Genomic DNA, 20,762 nt, shown 5'->3' with positions numbered 1-20,762 from the left:
GACTGTCTAGTAATGCTTGATATTGCTGGCTAAAGACCCAATCCCATTGGAGGTCAGATGCCACGCAAGCCCTTCTCCAAGTCTGCCCTTGAGTCGAGTGAACGACCGCCCCTCCAGCGCAAGCTGCCAGAAAACACCCCCCAAGCAATTCAAAAAAGAAGCATTGCACGGGGACAAGTTGATGTTTCAGCTCAAGGGTTGATTGTCCAAAACAAGACCAGAGGCACAAAGGACTTCGTCCGTGACTTCACCGATCTTGTCACCGAATATCCGCACCATAAATTAATTGTTCAGCAATTACTTATAGGTGCGCAGCTCCATGCCGCAAAGAGATTGATCACCTATCAATCCCATCAAGACATCTATTACTCAATCCAAGAGTTTGTGCTGTTCCTAAATAGCGCTGAGCCGATCAACAAATCAGTCAATGGTGTTGCTGATGTCGATGGGCAGGTGTGCCTAAATTTTAGGTCATTTCTAATTCGTTCGTATCCGGGCCGCACCGTAAATAGAAAAAGATACGGCGCAATAAAAAACATCTTCCTCTCGTTGAAAAACAAATATAAAGGGCAGGACTGGGTCGGCAAAGAGTTTCAATGGCCGACTGGACCGGCGTCAAACGAGCAAGTAACAGAGGGATATAGCAGAGAGATTCACAATAAACTTATAGAAGGGTGCCTGATTGATATTAAGTTCATTATGAAATGGATGGAGAGTTACGACCATGTAGTAAAAGACGCAAAGACAATGCTGGAATATGATCTTTCATTGGAAAACTTGATGTTTGATCTAACCATAAAGGAACAGACTAAAAGATCTAACGGTTCGATCAAGGCGACGCACATAAAGGGATTTGAGTGGGTTATACGCCACACTGGCGATGTTAAAGAATACATACGGGAAAATGGAATAAGTATAGAGCAGTTTCTCGCAATTTACCGAACACGCGCCCATGAACTGGCAGTAAAAGGACGCCCTGTCGTTGGTACCGAGGTCAGTGAACGTGGATTAGTGTATGGCTGTGATCGAGAAGAGTCTGGTCTAATTGCCACTGCTAATGTAGGAAGGCTCTATCCTGATTGGCCTATGCAATTTACCTTCGAGGCAGCTGGACATTTATTTTCCTCTGAGTGGAATAAAAACGCCGCTCACGGAACGAACAAAAAATACTCGACACTGGAAAGAAGATTACGGTTGGCCTTGATGTATATGAGGGTTGGGCCAGAGCATCTACCCTATGAAATGGGTCAAATGGCATACATCAGCCGAGTGGCTTTCACAATGGGAACCTTATTCCCATTCTTTCTCTTTGTGATGTTGCAGACGGGCTGGAATTTTGAGGTTATTGTGTCGATAAGCGATAACCTAGAAGATCACATTGAGGACGACCTTCTGGATGATGACTATGCGATTATTTATGGATTCAAAGGTCGGTCCGACAAAAGCCAAATGCACAGATCAAACAAGCGCGATAAATTTGGGGCTTATCAAATCTTGCATTTTGTTGCCAAGAAAGTCAGAGAACATTCTTCGTCGCCTCATTATCTACCGGGCACATTATTTCAGTGTGTCATCTCGAAAAATCTGTGGAATATGTTTGGTCGGTTATGCACGCCGGTGACCACTACGAATTTTTGGCCCGCTTCAACGGAGTTTCTCCGCCGCCACGGCATAAAACTGGATACGGATACCAAGTCACCCAAAATTGAAACAAAACGTCTACGAACCACCTATGAAACTCGACGGAGAGAACAAGGTTTAGATATTGACGAAGTTTCGACAATGATGGGGCATTCGGATATCGACACCACAGTAAACAATTATGATAGTGACTGGGGGTCGACTGAAATATTAAATGGTCGCCTAAGAAAGATTCAAAGCAAGCATGAAGAGGATTTTAGAAGTTACTCAGCAAATCTTCTTACAGATGTGTCTTTAGCCAAACTGCGTGAAGCCACGCTACGCTGCGGCAGCAAAGAAGAACTACGCTCAGTTGTTGCCCCATTAGTCGCCAAGCTAAATTCCTCTGAAGATTCAGTAATACAGTTGCTTTCTCCGGAAGGTCAGACATTCATTGCAAGTTGTCTAAATTCAAAGCAACCAGACTGGCCAGGCGCTGAAAATTTTCTTAGCACAGATACGTCCTGCAACTACTTCAATCGTTGTCCGTTATGCTCACAGTGTGTGATCTTCAAAGAAGCATTACCTTTTATTGCAAGACGAGTTTCCGATCTTGACGGTCTGAGGGAGCGGCTAAATCCCTTAGAATGGGAGAAAAGCTATCGAGCTGAGTATTTAGGGTGGAATGGGGTTCTAGAGGGATGGGGGAACCCGATTGAGCTTGCTGAGGCAATAGATCAATCGAAACATAACGGTTATGCACTGCCATTGACAATGATAGGACCCTCATGACAACTCCAACACGCGACCAATTGAAAGCCGCTTTAGAAGAAATAAGGAGCGAACTGGGTTATCACGAGGAAGAGTCAGAGCCTATTACTGATGAAGAAGATGATGAGACTCTGAGTGACGACTCTTCGTTTGGGATAATTTGCAACAATTCAAATACACTCAATCTTTCCAAAATAGACAAGAACGAGTGGAGCTATATAAGGGTAAGTCCAAGAAGTTCTTTCGGCGATCCGGTTTGGGATTTTAGGGATTACCCCTCCCCCTATGGCCTCTCCGTTCGCATCAATCTTGATTATGTCAACATGTATGGTGTGAATGTCTGTGCGGCAGGACACGAACACTGGGCGTATATTGCTAGGGCGCTGCTATTTTACCGTGTACCGCATTTCGCAATTCATGGTCGTCTTAATGCCTATTCCTCTCTAGAGGGAGTTAAAATTAAAATATTAAGACTTGTCGGTTTATTTCATGCCGAGGGCCTATATTTAGGCTCTGAAAATTCACCAGATTTTAGGACGGTGAGCGATTTGGCGAAGTCGAGCGTGCATTACTATATAGAGTCGCTACCCACCACCGGGATTAAGTGGGAGTTCTGTTACATAATGTCCTTCTGGCAGGACCTGTCATCGCTGGGAATGCTTCCGCCCGAGTACTCGCTATACGATTCATACGTAACAAAAGAGCTTGTCGCCAAATATAGAAGAGAATACGACGAATCCTCTCGACCTTTCGAACCAATTCCGCTCGATGATTATGCAGGAATATTTAAATACTGTGTTGGTTTTGTTGAAAACTACAGTGACGATGTCCTGTGGCTGTACAAAAATTTTGCACCAACGATAGCTGGTGCTTTTGAGAATCCCGAAAAGCTTGCCATGTTAAGTTTTGGTGTTTCGACAGCGTCCGCTGAGGGTATCGAAAGATTTATGGCTTATAAGCCTAAGTTGCTAGATAACGGTACTCCCTGGTGGGGAATAGAAATCATGAAAAGAAAGTATGAGGATAATGAGGGGCAGTTTTTAAATCACGCAACTGTGATTAGCATCGTTGTAGCTCTGATAGATGCGTGCATCGTGCTTCTTCTTTGTCTTACTGGCATGCGCCGATCAGAGGTCGTTGGACTTAAGGTGGATTGTCTTTCGTTTAAGGCTGATGGCTACTGGCTTACTTATACTGTTTTCAAAACATCTATCTCTTCACAGGGCGATATAAAAACAATACCCATCCCCAAAATTGCTGCGGATGCAATTGATGTTATTGTCGAATTGGGGCGTGATGCTCGTGCTTACGGAAAGCACGACTATCTGTTTGCCAAGATACCAATGTCCAGTTTTGGAAACGTTCCACATAGCTCCGGGGTTGAGCGAGCTTGCAATCGAGTGGCAGGTACCCTAGGGATTGATTATAAAGTACACCCACATCGTTATCGGAAGTCACTAGCCCTTTATATAATTCATCAAGATTCGCGAAATCTAGAAATTATTAAGCGCCTTTTTTCTCACCGAAGCTTAAAAATGACGCTAAGGTATATCCTTTCTTTACCGGGCGTGAACGACGAAGTCAAAGCTACGTTGATTGAGGAGAATACGGAAATTCTCGTCGAGGTTTTGCAAGGCGTAATTTCTGGACAAATTGGGGGTATTGGCGGAAAAAGATTGGCCAAGACTGCTAACTCTTCTCCAATACTCAGGGCTAAATTGCAAAACGCGGGGAAAGAGAGCTTAAGTCAGTATGTCGCATCTTTGCTTGATGAAGGCGTGAAGCTTCTGCATAGAACGAATCTTGCAATCTGTTTGCGAACGCCAGGCCTTACCAGCGAGTCACCTTGTGATGCCAAGAATGATAGCCCTGGGTCGAGACTTCATCCAAATTTGTTTGCTTGTGACCCGTATAATTGTAGACATGCTGCATTTGTCGAGGCCAATGTTCCATCCTTAAAGAATGAGATAATTTTCCACGACAACATGATTAAGCACAGGTACTGTGGAGCGACTCAGAAAGAGTATTCTCAGAGGCGTATCGCTGAAGCTTTTAAGCGACTTCACGAGGTTGTAGGGGATGAAGCACATAATTTCCTAAAACAGGTAGCGAATGGCTAATCAAGATCTCCTAAATCGGGTGTATGCGACTATTTCAGCGCTCCACAAAGGCGGCCGAAAAAAGTTGTCAGTGATGGAGGTTGCTAAATTATCCGGTGTCGCTCGCGCAACAATCAATCAAAAGCACGATCCTGACTGGGTAAAGGTCAGAGAAGCCATCAAAGGGACATTTCATTCGGGGAGTGATGCAGAGGACTCAAGTGCTGTTCTCGAACAACCACTCAAAAGCACTCAAGAAATACATCAACGACTGAAAGAGTTCGAGGAGCAGCTGGCCCTACTAAGGGAGCGCGCTAACACCACATATAATCAGTTGATTGACCGATTACAATATTACTTTGCGTTGACTAGTGAAAAACCTGCTAAGCAGATGGAGAAGGCTAAGCTCCTTCAAGAGCTAACTCATCAGAAGAACCAGAATGCGATTCTGCGCGCAGATCTCAAGGCGGCTCTTGCTGAATCGTTAACTCCTGCTGTATCAGGAATTATTACTTCAAAAAGTATATTGGAAGTACCTAATACACTATCAGAACCTGAGGCAATTCTGGATTTTCTGGAGAAACTGGATTCGCTATCTAATCGATCTTCACTTGTTACCACAGTCTACATATTGTGCGGTCTACCAATGTGCGGCAAATCATCTTGGATTGAAAATCACAAGCCACCTACCCCAGGCGTATCCTTATATGTGAGCGGAGCAAGTGAAACAGCTTCAATTCGGAATTTGTTAGCTTCTAGGGTTAGGAAAGCATTTAACGTACCTGTGCACTGTGTTCGATTTCGCATAGGGCTTGATGCCTGTATATCTAGAGCCGAAAAGCAGTTCAATGGTGCGGTTCTTGAATTGAATATTTCACTTATCAAAAGTGTGGCTGCACGCTTCGAAGAAATACAATTCATCGAAAATTTTGACTCAATCATTTTGGCTTGAAATCAATGAATGGCCTGAAGCGTTTCCAATCGTTTATTGAAGAGCGTCGCCGCTTGGGAGACTGGGCGGTTTTCGTTTCAGCAGATATGACTAAGCTTTCAAGGGTAAAGCTGGTTGCGGCATGTAGGATTAAGCGAAGCTTAATTTATCAAAACTCTCAGGTAGTAGCTCTGCTTCGCGACCTGGAATCCGAATTAAGAGAACATGGGGTGCTACACGTTCGCAGTGCGGATACCAATTGTGCTCCGCGGAATGGTTTAACTCATGACGCGGAATTAGAGCAGCGGCTAAGTGACTTGTCTGCTTCGCTTTTTCAGTTCAATCAGTATTTAAATGAAGTTTCCAAATCACTTCTGATGTACCCCTTATCAAGGCCAAAATAATTGTGTGTATCCTTCATTTTGGAAACGGTTTGGCCAGCCACTCTGGCTATATGCGAGAGCGCGTAGGAATTTTTTTTGATGATAATCACAACATCCTTGAAGCACCGACCATGTGGGCGATGGCTGTCTCGAAGATAGGCTCAAGGAGTGATGAAACGACAAGAAACTATGCGAATATCCTGAGAAGGTTTTTGCAGTGGTTAGACGATAGCCAAATCGAAGGTTCTGAAGTTGTATTTGGCGCGCAGAATTGGCAGTTGGTGGATGAGGATGTTTTTGATGCCTTCCTTGTTCACATAGCATCTCCAACGGATGCGCTTCCTGATGGTCCGTCTCACGAAACCATGTATCACATTGCAGCAAGGGTCTGGAGCTTCTATCAGTGGGCCGAAAGGCAGGGCTATAAACATTATTTGGATATCAGTAGGTCAGATATCCGATACATGCTGAAGGACCAGAAATTCCTGTCCCATATCGATCCAGGGGTTAAAGTTACCACCCTGGGATTCAATCTACCCAGCGGTAGACCAGCTTTGCATCAACGAGAAATGCAGAAATTTGTAAGGCAAACTGATTATGAAATAGCTCTCGGCGCCATGGATGATCCTGTCTATCAAATCATCGCAGCGATCATACGAATCACCGGACTTCGACCGATTGATCTTTTTCAATTGCCTTATCGAGGGAAAAATGAAAATTCTGGATTCATTCCTTATGATGAGAGTGAGCACCCAGAAGGGTTAGATAACCGATCTATCTATTATTATTTCAAGTCAAAGGGGAAATGGCGCTCCATAGATTTTCCGGGTAAGCTGTGGAGAGTGATTTGCGAGTATTATCTACCCTTAAGACGGCAGCGAGCTCAACTATATGAGGCTAAACATGGCGTTCCGCCTAGAAACAACGACTTGTTCCTCTCCGCGCGAGGCGATGTTGTCACATATGGGATGCTGGGTTATAACTTTAGCAAGGTAGTTAGTGCAGCACGTAACTCCGATCGCGCCACTTCGTTTAAAGCCTTACGATTCAATGCGCGGATGCTTAGACACACCTGTGCCACATATTTTGTTTATGAGGCGTTGAAGGCTCAGAATAGACTAGGCAGGAGTTTTGTTTACGATGCAGCGCTTGACGAAGATCTCAGAAAAATGCTGGGGCACACTGACGTTAAAACCACTCTTGAATACTATGTTCATTTAGTGAACCGGTATGTGCATGACAATCTCCTGACTGATCTTCACCGCACACGCGTTGATGCTGGCTTGTCCGCGATCTTAGACCGTCATAATTACACTGACACTGTGGAATAGCACAGACACTAGAAAATAATTCCTTCTTGGTGATTAGCTCTGGACCCGCCCGGCGGGAGTATGGTCTGCCTTCATTATATTGAGGGTGGCACTGGCCTGAAGCCGCACTCCAAGCTAGCCGCAATTTCCCTTTGCTAACGCATTCTGCGTCGGGAAGGTGTCTTTGTGATCTGCTGAACACGACGGCTGCTTGCCCAGACGAAATTATGAATTTTCACATAATTGCGCATATTTTAGTTTTTGTGGCGCCAGAATCTGTTTTTCTCCTTCTCTGAGCAATTCCTTGCAACGGATCGGAAGTATTTGCCTTGCAGGCGGAAGCTGGCACTTTCTTCCGGTATGCCCAAGTGACAGTATGCTCAGTTTCTGAAGCACCCGGCTGCTATGCCTTGGTGTCACTTATCGTCAATAACTGGGCGGCCGCATGGAGGCGCCATGACCACAGACCAGATCTCTGCTTCCTCTCGCACCGACATCCCGCCCGTGATCCCAGCGGCGCCCTCCCCCGAAGCAGCTGCAGCTGCAGCTATCGACACCCCGCCGATCCGGCTCGCCTGCCTTGAGGTCTGTAATTTTCGACGCTTGGCCAAGACCCGGCTTGAGCTGGACGAGGTCACTACCATCTTGGTAGGCGCCAACAACAGCGGTAAAACTTCCCTCCTCACAGTGCTCCGAAACTTCTTGAGCGAGTCACCCGGTTTCCGCGCGTTCGACATTAGCCTTTCGCAGTGGGCGAAGTTGCGCGAGGTGTGCCAACGGTGGGAGGCACTTGATGAGGATCCCACGACGGAGTCCAAGGATGCCGAATCATGGGAGGCGGAGTATCAGGAACTCCAGGCATGCATGCCGTTCATTGATCTTTGGTTCGACGCTAAAGAGGGGGCGTACAACCATGTTGCGCCGTTCATCACTTCGCTGAAGTGGTCGGGTGGCGCAGTTGGTGTACGGGTGCGGCTTGAGCCTGTTGCAGACGCCAACGAACTTCGCAATCTGGCTTGGCGCTACCGTGAAGCGCGCGCCCCGGTCCGAGAGCTCCCGAAGGATGGCCATGCCTGGCCGATGGATCTACTTGACTACTGGCTCCGACAATCTGCGGATCTGCGCCGAATAGCTGCTTACCGTCTCGACCCCACAAAGGGTCCCTTAGCCGATAAATCGCGCCGCGACCTGCAGGTGCTGCCACCTGAATCAGAACCGATCGAGTTGCAGCATCTGCGCAAGCTCATTCGTGTGGACTTTGTGCCGGCCCAACGAGGACTCGGTGCAGAGGAAGACGAAATGCGGTCTGAGTCCGCAAGTTCTCGACCGGGTCTGTTCTCAAGCCAACTCATGAAGTTCGCTCGGCAACACTTGAACGTGGCCCCATCCGGCCACGGACACCGAGAAGACTTGGTCAAAGCCGTCGCCAACGCACAAGCAGACCTCGACAAATCTATCTACAAGGCGCTAAAGCCAGCGATGGAGGATGTGGAGATCCTTGGATACCCAGGCCTGCATGACCCTCAACAATTCCATTTTCGTACAAGAATCCAGACCGCAGACCTTCTTGCTCACAGCACTGCCGTCCAGTACCGCCTGGACAAGACTGCTGTTGATGAGTCCTTGCCTGAACACTCTATTGGCCTCGGCTATCAGAATCTGCAGTCGCTGAGCTTCATGCTCGTATCGTTCCGCGCTGCACGCCTCAATCCGCCTCAGGGTAGTCCGGCGGCAGTTCACCTCGTGATGGTTGAAGAACCTGAGGCCCACTTGCACGTTCAGGTTCAACGCAATTTTTCGAAGAGCGCCCACGAGCTCATTCGTCCAAAGGAGCAGGTGCATAGCTATCTCCGCAGTCAGCTGCTGATCAGCACGCACTCGAGCCACTTGGCTCATGGAGACAACTTCACCCGTCTGCGGTACGTGAGGCGGGTAGCCAGCACGGGGCTCGGCATAAAACCCAGCACGCAGGTCGTTAACCTGGGCGATGCGTTCGGTGACGACGCGCTAACCAGGACTTTCGCCGAACGCTACTTTCAGGTGCAACACACCGACCTGCTTTTCGCTGACGCCGCCATCTTCGTGGAAGGAACAGCAGAGCGAATGCTGGTGCCACTTTTCATCGAACGGGATTTCCCCAAGCTTGCCAAGAAGTATGTTTCTTTCCTCGATATCGGAGGTAGCCACGCTCACCGCCTAAAACCCTTAGTGGAGCGATTGGGGATTCCGACGATCGTCATCACCGACTTGGATCCCGTTCTGCCAACCCAAACTGCTAAGGGACGCCTTGTCCGGGAAGCAGCGCACATCGCCGGCCAAGAAAATTTGGAGTGCGGGAATGACACATTGACCTCATGGCATCCGATGCTGGAGGAATTTCAAGCTTTTGGTAAGCCGACGCCTACCCAACTGGTCTGGACATCCAACACGGGCGCTCAAGTCCGCTTCGCGTGGCAGCTTCCGATTGCGGCTGCCAGCGGCCAGTGGCCCAGCTCGTTTGAGGACTCTCTAGTTCTCTCCAACATCGATTGGTTCAAAGCGTTGGACGAGGAGGTGGACCCTATCACCGCTGCGAAAGTTAAACACCGCGGCACCTTGGCAAAGGTAATCGGCCTAGTGCTCGACCACCCTGACCACGCCGAGCTGCTCAGGGAACTCCATGCCATGCTCCGCGGGAGCTTCAGCAAAGGCGATTTTGCGGCAACCCTGTTCGAACGGCTAAATGCTGGCCACGATCTGAAATGCCCCGCATATATCACCGACGCGCTCAACTGGCTGAGCGGGCAACTCAACGTCACTGCAGGAGAGACCCCTTGAGTACCGAACTGCCATCTCTCGGAAACGATCGCGACGCTCATGTCGTCGAGGACATCTGCGGCTACATCACGGCGACCCCGCCTCGGAGTTTCTTTCTCTTCGCTGGCGCAGGATCCGGAAAGACTCGCACGCTAATTGAGGTTCTGCGTCGAGTCACTGGAGTGATAAAGCATGAAGCGGGGGCTCACTATGCCGAACGACTTAGGTCTCGCGGACAGTCGGTGCGTGTTATCACCTACACCAAAAACGCGACCGCTGTCGTCAACGGTCGTCTCGGCGAAAATTACCTGACCGAAGTCTCGACCATCCATTCCTTTTGCTGGGAACTCATCCAGGGCTTCGATGATGACATCCGCGAAGCGTTGCTTGCGTTCAATGTCGAAGATCTTGCGGCTGCCAAAGCCCATGCGATGGGTAAGAAAAAGGGCGAGTCCGACACCGACCGGCGGAAATATGCGGAGATCGAGGCAGAGGCAGAGGAAATACGGAAGACCGATGAATTTAGGTATAGCCCGGACCGAAACACCTTCGGTCCGGGGGCGCTATCGCACACCAACGTTCTGGATGTGACCGCATGGCTAATTGTTAAACGCCCAACACTCCAGCGCATCCTAGAAGACCGTCACCCCCTCATCCTTATTGATGAATCCCAGGACACGATGAAAGGAGTACTTGATGCGCTATTTGAGCTATCCAAAAACCGTCTGGGTCGCATCACACTAGGGCTCCTCGGTGACCATCGGCAGCGAATCTACCCTGACGGTCACCACGACTTACCGTCCCACGTGCCGGAAGATTGGGCGCGCCCTGCATTGCAGATGAATCATCGTAGCCAGCATCGCATCGTTGAACTCATCAACAAGATTTGGGACTCGGATATCGAGGGCCGTACTCAGCCCAAGACTGGTGTCCCCCAGCACTCTAGGACAGAGAAGAACGCCGGAACCGTTCGAATCTTTGTTGGCGATGCTAAGACGGATTTCGCCGAGAAGATCCGGAGGGAAACGGAATGCTCATTGACCATGTCGGCCGTGACTGCCCTATCGGCCTGGCAAGAGCGTGGGCGTGGCTACAAAACCCTCGCCCTTGAGCACAAACTTGCCGCCAAGCGAGGCAACTTTTACGCGGCATACCGCGCGATGGAACTGCTGGACAAGGATGCCGCGGTGCCCAAGAGCAATGGCGAGCGGACGGGACCCACTATGGTGAGGCCACTTCTCGGCCCAATGGTTGAACTTTCCGAATGTCTGCAGCCGGATGGTTCAGTGAACGAGTTCAGCGTGATGGATGTGTTACGTAGGCACGGCGCACTTGCAAAGGTCCCCGACGCTAGCGCCGAGCGTCAGGCCGCGCTGGCCAAAGCTCACGCTGCAGTTATGAGGTTCGCAACCGCAGCCATCACACCCGGAATAACCGTGCGAGAAGTCTTGGAACCGGTCATCGAAGCCAGCCTCTTCGAAGCGGATAGTCGCCTAGTCGAGGCCTATCGTGATTCGTCGCTTCCACCTCCAGAGCCCAAAGTAAGGGGCAAGGAAACGAAAGAGGAACGACGTAAGCGTGGCTGGCACGCACTCTTCGGCACGCCCTGGCAAGAACTTGCTCGTTATCACGCCTATCTTGGGGGTGAAACCGAACTCGCGACGCATCAAGTCGTGAAAGGCTCTGAGTTCAAGCATGTCATGGTCATCATGGATGATGAGGAAGCTGGCGGCACGATGTTCTCCTACGACAAACTCTTCGGCTCAGAGAAATTGAGCCCTACTGATCTTGAGAACGCTGAGGGGGGAAAAGAGACCACTATCGATCGGACCCTCCGGCTACTTTATGTCACCTGCAGCCGAGCCGAGGAAACCCTCGCCCTGGTTCTTTGGGCGAAGAACCCCGCTACGGCGCTCGAGGCAATTAAACAGTCCGAATGGTTTACCGCGAACGAGCTTACCGCTTTGGAGTAGCTACTGCTGGCGCGTTGCGATGACCACGCGATTTTACAAATGTCGGTCTCCACGCACTGGCTTTGGGTCTCCCTCAGCCGCTTGCCTTATTGTGTGACTAGATAACCTGTCTCGAAGAAATCCAAACAGAATACAAAGAGCTTTCGAACCTGCCCGCTGATTCTGATCCAAATGAGAAGCGCCGACGAGGCTATGCGTTCGAGCGCCTGCTCCATAAGCTCTTTACGCTAGACAACCTTGAACCACGTGCTGGATATCGCCCGGCAGTAGAGCAGATCGATGGTTCGATCTATCTCGACGGACGAATCTACTTGCTTGAGGCCAAATGGCATTCTGAACCGCTGCCGGCGTCCACTCTCTATCAATTCAAGGGCAAGGTGGATGGCAAGCTCGCGGGGACAATCGGAATCTTCATCTCCATGTCGGGATACGCGAAGGACGCTGTCGATGCGCTCATGCTCGGCAAAGGACTCAACGTAATTCTGTTCGACCGACGTGATATGGATGCGGCCATCATTCGCGGCAGCGGCTTCAAGAACGTCCTGAAACCGAAGCTTCGGGGGGCGTCAGAGGAAGGCACCATCTACCTTCCGACAGAGGGCGAGGTTGTCACGGCTGAGGAAACTCGCACTATCGAAATTGACCACCTACGTTTCGACCCCATGATGGGACTGGTTCTAGCGACTCAGCCTGCACAACCCACAGCTGCCGATTTGTTGATTGTTTGCGAGGGAGAGGCAGATCGTGTGGTTATAGCCACGTTCGTCGAACGCATACTCGCGACAGCTAGTTCTGGTCGATCAGTGAAGATCATTACGGCGATGGGCAAGCTGACCATTCCATGCGTTGCCAATGCGCTGTGGAACACCTTCCAGTCCGAATCTAAGGTGCTGATCGTCACAGACAGCGATGGCGATCCAGTGGGGACAGCGGCCATGCTCTCGCAAGGACTGGAGTTCAAAGACTGGGTCCCTTCAATTCCGAACCCATCGATCGAAACCTGGATTGATATTGACCGGGACGTCGTCCGACGCAGGGGCGGAAAATACCTAGCCGAGCATTTCCAGTTAGCAGCCTCAAGAGTGGACATCGCATTGCTGCTAGAGCGAGACGAAGAGTTCCGTCGGTTCCATGATGCCGTTCTCGGATGCCAGTAGCTAAATTGGCGGGTGGACAGCAATTAGGCGCGATAAAGCCGGATTACTAGACAGGCTCGACTGAATGTCGTCGGAAGCTGGTCCGCTCCCCGTTTTTGCTAAATGGACGCGGAAGGAGAATGCTTACTAAGCAGGCAGCTCGAAGAATACTGAGTCTCTTTCGAACCCTGCCTGGCCATCAATCGAGGCCAATGGATGCTGGGGGCAGCAGAGATCCTGGCTCGCACTCCAGCACAACGGCTATGGAGTACAACTTCTCTACGGTGAGGTTTACCTCGCCGCGCTCTATGCGTCCCATGTAGCTTCGGTCAATTTTGCAGGACAACGCCAAGGCATCCTGAGAAAGCCCCTTGGCCTTCCTTTGTGCTCGGATGTTCTTGCCCAACGCGTTTGCAAGCTGACCCATTGCCGCCTCGATTCCCTTGAGGCGGCAATATCCTGCGTTTGCGGACGCATCGACCACGGACTATAATCCGTATTTTTCGTTGTGCCGCGACACCCGCTCCAGGTATCCCCGCATGAAATCGGATTCGTTCATCTTCGACAGGCGGCTGTACGAGCTGCTGCAGCAGGAGAGGCACGTGCAATTTACGACCCGTGACTTGCGCGATGCCTATGCTGAGTGCCTTGCTGGAGCAAGCTTCAACCTCAGCGAGGTGCGTCGGTACGTGTATGAGCAGATCCGGCGGATGCTACGAGTTGGCTGGATCACTCAGGACCCCGAGCGTCGCAAGCGCGGACAGGTCTATCACCTTGGACCAATCCCAGAAGGCCTGAATTTCGAACTCATCGACGATGGTTTCAAGATCAATCCTCCGCCACAGTTCAAGCCGCTGCAGCAGCCGGCTCAGGACATTGCTCATGAGGCGCCATCAACCTCAGAGATCGATGTCTTGGAGCATCTGGAATCGTTGCTGAAGGAGATTCGGCTCGAGTTTTTGACTGCGATGGGAGAGACGGAGCGCTACAAGCAACTCCTCGATGAAATGCCCCACCTTAGGAACCGGGTCGAGGGTGACTATTTTGAGGCACGGGATCGCAGCTCTCGCCTGCTAGGTCATCTTCGCGCGGTCGAGAATACCCTGAAGACATTTGCGCCAATGTTATGAAAGCATCATTGAGAGACTGGCAGCGTCGATGCATTAAGACGGCGCTGGACCATTACGCCACGACACCGCACTTCTTCTGCCAAGCAACGCCAGGCGCTGGAAAAACGCGGATGGCAGCAGAATTGGCCAACTGCTTGCTCCAGCAAGGCGAGATCGATCTGGTGCTCTGTTTTGCGCCTTCCTGCCAAGTTGTCGATGGGTTCCGTTCCACCTTCTCTGGGGTGTTAGGTAAGCGATTTGATGGGTTGATCGGCGCCATCGGTGACGCCTGCACCTACCAGGCGATGGAGTATCAGGCAGAGGCTTTCTGGGCGCTCTTGGACGACTATCGAGTGTTAGCTGTTTTCGATGAGATTCATCATTGCGCTGGCCATGATCCTCTTTTGAGCAATGCATGGGGGCAGCAGATCATCGAGAAAATACAGGATCGTGCAGCATTTACGTTGGCGCTCTCGGGCACACCATGGCGTTCCGACGACAAGGGGATTGCGCTGGCCCGTTACTCAGCGCCTGAGGGCCGATTGATTTGTGATTATCGATACGGATTGGAGGAGGCCATTGCAGATAATGTATGCCGCTCGCCTCGAATTGTGCTGCTGGATAACCATGCGGTGAAGCTGACTGAAGAGCTAGCAGATGACAGCACGGTCACACTCTTTCCTAGTATCGACAAGCTTTTGAGTGAGTCGCCGGTCTCGTACGAGGAGCTGCTTCGCCATCCGGACATGATCAATCAAATGCTCGCTCTGGGGATCGCCAAACTCGATGAACTCCGGGCGATCAAGCCGGATGCGGCTGGACTCGTAGTTGCTACCGACGTCAATCACGCCCACCAGGTTGCGCTGGCACTTGAAGCCAAGGGAGAGTCTTGCCGCATTGTTACCAACAGAGATGCGCGCGCCCAGTACCTGATAAATGAATTCCGAAGCGGCAACTCCCGTTGGATCGTTGCGGTAGGGATGATCAGTGAAGGAACGGACATTCCTCGACTACAAGTTTGTTGCTACCTCAGCCGCATTCGCACGGAGTTGCACTATCGGCAGGTATTAGGGCGTGTGCTACGACGTACGGGCACATTTGATGATCAGGCTTGGTTGTTTGTTTTAGCGGAGTCAACACTCGAAGGATTCTCCCAGCGAGTGGCTGATGATTTACCTGAGGATCTAGCCCTTTTGAGCCGTGTGCATACGACTGCTACTGTCTCTGGCGAGGTCATTGGTGAAGCGGTTGTCGGACTCCACCTGGGTAGCTTGCAGAACGAGGATGCTGAGACTCCAGTGTGTGCTGGTGTCGGACGGAGCTTGTCATTAGACAGTTCCGATATCACATCAGCCTATCAGGTCAGTTTTTCGCAGCATTATCACCATCAGTTGTTAGCACTTTTCTAGGTCTGTAGGAAAAGTACTGCTGTGAGCTCGTACTACCGCAGACCGGACACGCCAGCCATGAGGTAGTTGCCGGTCACGCGCTTCAGCGTGCTAGCGGCGGCGTCCTGCTTGACCACAATGACAAGTCGTCAGCTACCGGACCGAGGCCGAAATGGCGATTCTTGGAGAAGGTCGAGTGGTACGGCACTTCATCTTCCAGCTCCACCCGGCAGAACCGGCGGTAGGCCAAGTTCAGATGCACCTTCGCACAACCGCCGCTCGGAGCGAAGGCCGTAGCAGTAGTAGCCGACGACAGCATGCGTACCATCAACTCCGGGTCAATCAAAAGGTGCCTGATGGGGCTGTAGAAAGCTGCCCGCTGGGCGTTTAGGTCACCGAGGTCCAGGTACATTCAGCGCGGCGGTCTGCCACAGCAACACGCCAACGTGCACGGATTAAAAGATGGCAGGAGAAAAGCTGGCTATGTTGTCATTCCCCTTTCCGGCATTCGCGGCTTTTGCCTACGGCACCAGAAGCTTTTGAATGGCAGGCGCCATAACCTTGACCAGCTCTTCCGATTCCGCGGCAACCAGAACGGGTACTCCGAAGACCCGCCGACCAACGATTAATCCGACGAGCAAGGATGACGCAAGGCCCGCGCGCAGCATGGCGTCGGAGCTGAGGCGTTCGCTGGTGCCGGCCAGCAATCTGGATTGGATAAAACCGCGCAACTGATTGCGTGCCTGATCATTGACGAACGCGCCCCGGAGCGTGGCCATCAGAGGGCCGGACTCCTCGGCGATGCCCTCCCACGCCGTGAGATAGGCACGAACCAGCCGCTCACCCAGGTACTCGTCGGGGCCCTCATACAGGGCACCGAACCGTTGCAGCGCGGACTCGGGAATCGCCATCACTGCCGCAAAAAGTTCGTCCTTGGATCGGAAGAATTGCATCACCTGCGCCACATCGACCCCCGCGTCAGCCGCTACAAGCCGGATTGTGGTGCGGGTATAGCCCGCACTGGCAAAGCGCACACGCGCGGCATCCAGCACTTTCTGCCGCGTGCTACTTGGCCCGGGCCGCCGTCCACGACGCGCTGTGGAGGTAGTTTTTTTATCCATCGTCACTCTCTACATATTTTGACACCCCACACATATCAACACATGTTGAATTAATTCGTCGACGGTCGTACCTTATGGAAATCGGTCCCGCAATCAAAAAACAACAAGGAGTTAGCATGACTGACTACCAAAAACTGTTCGTGCCGTCCCAACCGCTACCGCCGGCCAGAACCGGTGTGTTCACTGCCTTCGAGCCTGGCACCCGAACGCTGAAGGCAGGGTTCCAGGTCGCCCCGCCATTTCGGCCCATTCCGGTCGACATCGTGTTTGAAAAAGATGTGGCGGTGACGCTGCGCGACGGTGTGACTATTTACGTCGACGTATTCCGGCCTGCTGGCACCGAGAAAGTGCCGGTGATCGTGGCCTGGAGTCCCTATGGCAAGGGCCAGGGCACGTCCGTGAGTGTGATGGGCGTTTTCGGCTTGGTGGGGCTGAGCAATTCGGTCGTTTCCGGCCTTGCCAAATTCGAGGCTCCGGACCCGGCCTACTGGTGTGCCCACGGCTATGCCATCTGCAACCCGGACGTGCGTGGCGTGGTGGACTCCGAAGGCGACAGTGTGCTGTGGGACCGCCAGGAAGGCCGTGACTGCCACGACCTGATTGAATGGCTGGCCGAGCAGAGCTGGTGCACCGGCAAGGTCGGCATGAGCGGTACCTCGTACCTTGCGGTGTCGCAATGGTTCACCGCCGCCGAGCAGCCCAAGCACTTGGCGGCGATCAACCCGTGGGAAGGTGTCAGTGATGTCTACCGCGATCTGGTGATGCGCGGCGGCATGCCGGATACGGGCTTCGCGGGCCTGCTTCAGAACGGCAGCTTTTTTGGCAAGAGCCAGAAAGAGGACGTGCTGGCCGAGGCGCAGCGCTATCCGCTCATGAACGAGCTGTGGGCGAACAAGATCCCCGACTTCGACCGCATCACCGTGCCAGCCTTTGTGGTGGCCAGTTACTCCAACACGCTGCATACCGCGGGCACCTTCCGCGGCTGGCGACGCATCGCCTCGGCAGACAAGTGGCTTCGCATCCACAACAGCCAGGAGTGGCCGGACTACTACGACGAAGCCAACGTGGAAGACCTGCGCCGCTTCTTCGACCGCTACCTCAAAGACCTAGATAACGGCTGGGAAACCACCCCCCGCGTGCGCTATGCGCTGCATGACTTCCAGGGCGGTGACCAGCTCAATCTGCCCGCAGACGCCTTCCCGCCGAAGGAAGTGGTCTCGACCAAACTGTACCTCGACGGCGGTGCACGCACCCTGAACGCCAGTGCCCCCACCGACGAGGTCCCTGCGATTTACGACGTGGGCGCTAACCCCGATGTGGTTTCATTCATCACGCGCTTCGAAAAAGAGACCGTAATGGTGGGCTATCCCAAGGCGCATCTGTGGGTCGAGGCACGCGGCGCCGACGACATGGACCTGTTTGTGCTTATCCAGAAGCTCGATAAGTACGGTTCACCACTGCAGCAGTTCACCGCCCATAACCAGAGCGCCAGGGTGCATGACCTGACCGACCACGGCGCCACCGTGCTTCGTTACAAAGGGTCGGATGGCCGCCTGCGGGTATCGACTCGCCATCTCGATGAAGCGCTGTCAACCGACGACGTCCCGGCTCACAGCTTCGACCGTGTGGAAAAGCTGGCGCCTGGCGAGATCGTCGACATCGAAATCGATCTGCTCCCCATCGGCTTGGCGTTCCACCCGGGCGAACAATTGCGCTTCATCATCAGCTCGCGAAATCTCTCGGGAACACTGATGCCTGGCATTGCTGAATACGCCGGAGCCAACAGCGGGCAGCACGTGATTCATACCGGCGGGCAGCATGCCTCCTATCTGCAACTTCCGTTTATGGCGGTTTGATCCATGAGTAACGCTTCTGCTCCCACTCCGAGTCCTGTTCTGACCGGTATTATTGCTGGCCCCATTGCAGGCCTGAAATACCAGACGCCCACGCTGTCCGGTGTTACCAGCGCCTCTGGCGAGTTCCAGTACCGCGCCAATGAGTCCATTACCTTTCTGGTCGGCGGTATTGTTTTGGGTGCCGTCGAAGCCGCCCCACGCTTGAACCTGGCGCAGCTCGCCAAGCGTGTGGACGGCAAACTCGACAAGCTCCTCGACCCGTCGGTGACCAACCTGGCGCGGTTCGTCCATACCCTCGATCAGCAAGGCGATATCGAGTCGGGTGTCACCATCTCCCCCATTGTGCACGAGTTGATTGGCGCTACGCCGATCAACTTCAGCCCGCCTGTGATGCCCATGGGCCAGGGCGGGGTCGTCGACTTTGCCGACGATCCCACCCTGCTCCTGATCCTCGACACGCTGAACGCCACGCCGGGTGTCTTCACCGCCAGAACGCCACGCACGCTGTGCGCCGCAGCCACCAGTCGTAACGAGTTGCGGCGCAATATTCGCGGCATCATCAAGATGACGGATGTGCGCATTCCATTACGCGACGGCTCCTACGTCTGCGCCGATGTGTTCCGCCCCGCCGCCCCGGGCCGTTACCCAGTGGTGATGAGCAAGGGCTTCTATGGCAAGAGCTTCTATCACGACTGCATCTGCAACGAGGCCGACGTTCTGCGCAAGGAGGAAATGGAGGACCGCTATTTCTCCGGAAACCCGGATGGCGCCCAGTACGAGAACCACGAAACCGTCGACACCTCGGTATGGGTGCCAGAGGGCTACGTCTGCATTCGTGTGGACGCACGCGGCGTCTGCAAGAGCCCAGGCCTGCAAGCTCCTTTCAGCGTGCAGGAAGCTGAAGACTATTACGACGCCATCGAATGGGCGGGCACTCAGCCCTGGTCGAACGGCAATGTCGGCTTGTGGGGCATGTCCTACCTGGCCATGGCCCAGCACAGTGTGGCCAGCCTGCAGCCACCGCATCTCAAGGCAATGATCGCCCAAGGCACCGACTCCGATATCTACAATGAGGCCCTGTATGGCGGCGGCATCTTCGGTGCCGGGTTCTGGAACTGGTGGTGGAAGATCTGGTCCGGCAATAACCACTGCGGTGAGCGCCCCGAAACGGACTGGATGGCCCGCGCCCTGGCCACGCCGTTCAACGACACCGCCGCCTATGGCCCCAATGGCAGCATTTTCATGCGCCCGGATATGAGCAGGGCCACCGCACCGGTATGGATCGTTGGCCCTCAGGTGGGCGCCATCATTCACCAGTTGGGCAGCAGCGAAACTTACATCCGCTCCACCGCCTCCAAAGCACGGAAATTTGATTTTGCCGATGCCTGGTTCCCGGACTCGTACAGCAACAAGTCGATTGCAGAACACATGCGCTACTTCGACTACTGGCTCAAGGGAATCGACAACGGCGTGCCGGACGAGGCCCCCGTGCGGGTGCAGGTGCGCACTGGCAACGGCGCCCATTTCGTCCTGCACGAAAACGACTGGCCGATTGCGCGAACCCAGTACCGCCGCTGGTACCTCGATGCCCGGCCTTCAGGCTGGCAAAACGATGGACGGCGCCCCAATGTGCTGCGCATCAACGAAACCGTGCCCACCGCGCCAGGAAGCGCCGAGTATGACGCGCACCTTGATCTGGGCACTCCCACGCTCGCGCCTGCAGGCTCCAATGACGGCACGCCGCGCTGGTCTACGGGCATCTCGTTTGTCAGCGAGCCGATGAGCGAAGACCTGGTGCTCGCCGGGTACATGAAGGTCGGTCTGTGGGTGGAATCGAGCAGTGCCGACATGGATGTCTTTGTGTCGCTGCGCGTGCTGGACGAGCACGACCGGGAGATTCGTTTTGAGTCGGTGGTGCTTCCTGTGGATCCGGTTCACATTCACCCGGTTGGCCATGGCTTGCTGAAAGTGTCTCGCCGCAAGCTCGATGTCGAGCGCTCAACCGAGTACTGGCCCGTGCATACCCACCTGGAGGAGGATTGTGCCCCGCTGCAGATTGGCGAGATCGTACCGATCGAGGTCGGCCTCAACCCCAGCACCGCGATGATCCGCAAAGGTTGCCGTCTGCTGGTGGATATTCAGCCCTATGCACCGGCGGGCGTACCGGTTCGCGCCTATGACAAGAGCTATCACGTCGACGCAGTGAACCGCATCTACACGGGCCCGGATCATCCGAGTTACCTGCAACTGCCTATCGTCCCTTAGGTGG

13 protein-coding genes and 1 pseudogene are annotated in these 20,762 nt (G+C 53.1%); 11 read left to right on the top strand and 3 right to left on the bottom strand.

Annotated features, from left to right (window positions below; translation table 11 throughout):
- Positions 1–57 precede the first annotated feature (57 nt).
- The 7 genes from E8E95_RS03010 (at position 58) to E8E95_RS02980 (ending at position 13,040) form a co-directional block, all read left to right on the top strand.
- On the top strand, positions 58–2,412 hold the full coding sequence (locus E8E95_RS03010; protein ID WP_280347990.1) for a hypothetical protein: 2,355 nt from the start codon (positions 58–60) through the stop codon (positions 2,410–2,412).
- A complete protein-coding gene (locus tag E8E95_RS03005; RefSeq protein WP_179058286.1) occupies positions 2,409–4,511 on the top strand; it encodes a site-specific integrase in 2,103 nt (700 codons plus the stop codon). Before E8E95_RS03010 ends, E8E95_RS03005 begins: the two co-directional genes overlap by 4 nt.
- Positions 4,504–5,442 (top strand): hypothetical protein, encoded by a 939-nt coding sequence (locus E8E95_RS03000; RefSeq protein WP_280347987.1) that lies wholly within the window; start codon positions 4,504–4,506, stop codon positions 5,440–5,442. Before E8E95_RS03005 ends, E8E95_RS03000 begins: the two co-directional genes overlap by 8 nt.
- A 412-nt stretch (positions 5,443–5,854) precedes the next feature.
- On the top strand, positions 5,855–7,135 hold the full coding sequence (locus tag E8E95_RS02995) for a site-specific integrase (RefSeq protein WP_179058284.1): 1,281 nt from the start codon (positions 5,855–5,857) through the stop codon (positions 7,133–7,135).
- Between the two features lie 435 nt (positions 7,136–7,570).
- Positions 7,571–9,931, top strand: a complete 2,361-nt coding sequence (locus E8E95_RS02990) for an AAA family ATPase (protein ID WP_179058283.1) — start codon at positions 7,571–7,573, stop codon at positions 9,929–9,931.
- The gene (locus E8E95_RS02985; protein ID WP_280347984.1) at positions 9,928–11,883 is read left to right on the top strand and encodes a UvrD-helicase domain-containing protein; all 1,956 of its coding nucleotides are present in this window, start codon (positions 9,928–9,930) and stop codon (positions 11,881–11,883) included. Before E8E95_RS02990 ends, E8E95_RS02985 begins: the two co-directional genes overlap by 4 nt.
- Positions 11,884–11,984: 101 nt before the next feature.
- Positions 11,985–13,040 carry a restriction endonuclease gene (locus E8E95_RS02980; protein WP_179058316.1) on the top strand — a complete coding sequence of 352 codons (1,056 nt, stop codon included), beginning with the start codon at positions 11,985–11,987 and terminating at the stop codon, positions 13,038–13,040.
- 178 nt (positions 13,041–13,218) lie between these two features.
- Here E8E95_RS02980 and E8E95_RS02975 read toward each other — a convergent pair whose 3' ends face one another.
- Entirely contained in the window at positions 13,219–13,446 is a 228-nt protein-coding gene (locus tag E8E95_RS02975) for a helix-turn-helix transcriptional regulator (protein WP_179058315.1), read from the bottom strand.
- A gap of 112 nt (positions 13,447–13,558) precedes the next feature.
- Here E8E95_RS02975 and E8E95_RS02970 point away from each other — a divergent pair, with 112 nt between their 5' ends.
- Positions 13,559–14,149: a hypothetical protein gene (locus tag E8E95_RS02970; RefSeq protein WP_179058281.1), complete on the top strand. Its 591-nt coding sequence runs from the start codon at positions 13,559–13,561 to the stop codon at positions 14,147–14,149.
- Positions 14,146–15,537 (top strand): DEAD/DEAH box helicase family protein, encoded by a 1,392-nt coding sequence (locus tag E8E95_RS02965; protein ID WP_179058280.1) that lies wholly within the window; start codon positions 14,146–14,148, stop codon positions 15,535–15,537. Before E8E95_RS02970 ends, E8E95_RS02965 begins: the two co-directional genes overlap by 4 nt.
- A 151-nt stretch (positions 15,538–15,688) precedes the next feature.
- Here the strand turns inward: E8E95_RS02965 and E8E95_RS02960 are convergent.
- Positions 15,689–15,859, bottom strand: a pseudogene (locus tag E8E95_RS02960) (transposase); the annotation flags it as partial.
- Positions 15,860–16,037: 178 nt separating this feature from the next.
- Entirely contained in the window at positions 16,038–16,637 is a 600-nt protein-coding gene (locus tag E8E95_RS02955; protein WP_179058278.1) for a TetR family transcriptional regulator, read from the bottom strand.
- Between the two features lie 116 nt (positions 16,638–16,753).
- Between E8E95_RS02955 and E8E95_RS02950 the strand changes: the two genes are divergently transcribed.
- Both E8E95_RS02950 and E8E95_RS02945 read left to right on the top strand, forming a co-directional pair.
- Positions 16,754–18,493: a CocE/NonD family hydrolase gene (locus E8E95_RS02950; RefSeq protein ID WP_179058277.1), complete on the top strand. Its 1,740-nt coding sequence runs from the start codon at positions 16,754–16,756 to the stop codon at positions 18,491–18,493.
- A 3-nt stretch (positions 18,494–18,496) separates the two neighbouring features.
- Complete coding sequence (locus tag E8E95_RS02945; RefSeq protein WP_179058276.1) at positions 18,497–20,758, top strand: CocE/NonD family hydrolase; 2,262 nt, start codon at positions 18,497–18,499, stop codon at positions 20,756–20,758.
- The last annotated feature ends 4 nt before the right edge of the window (positions 20,759–20,762 follow it).

Source organism: Pseudomonas sp. BN414, assembly GCF_029871275.1.
Taxonomy (GTDB): Bacteria; Pseudomonadota; Gammaproteobacteria; order Pseudomonadales; family Pseudomonadaceae; genus Metapseudomonas; species Metapseudomonas resinovorans_C.
This window is presented reverse-complemented; position numbering and strand designations above follow the sequence as displayed.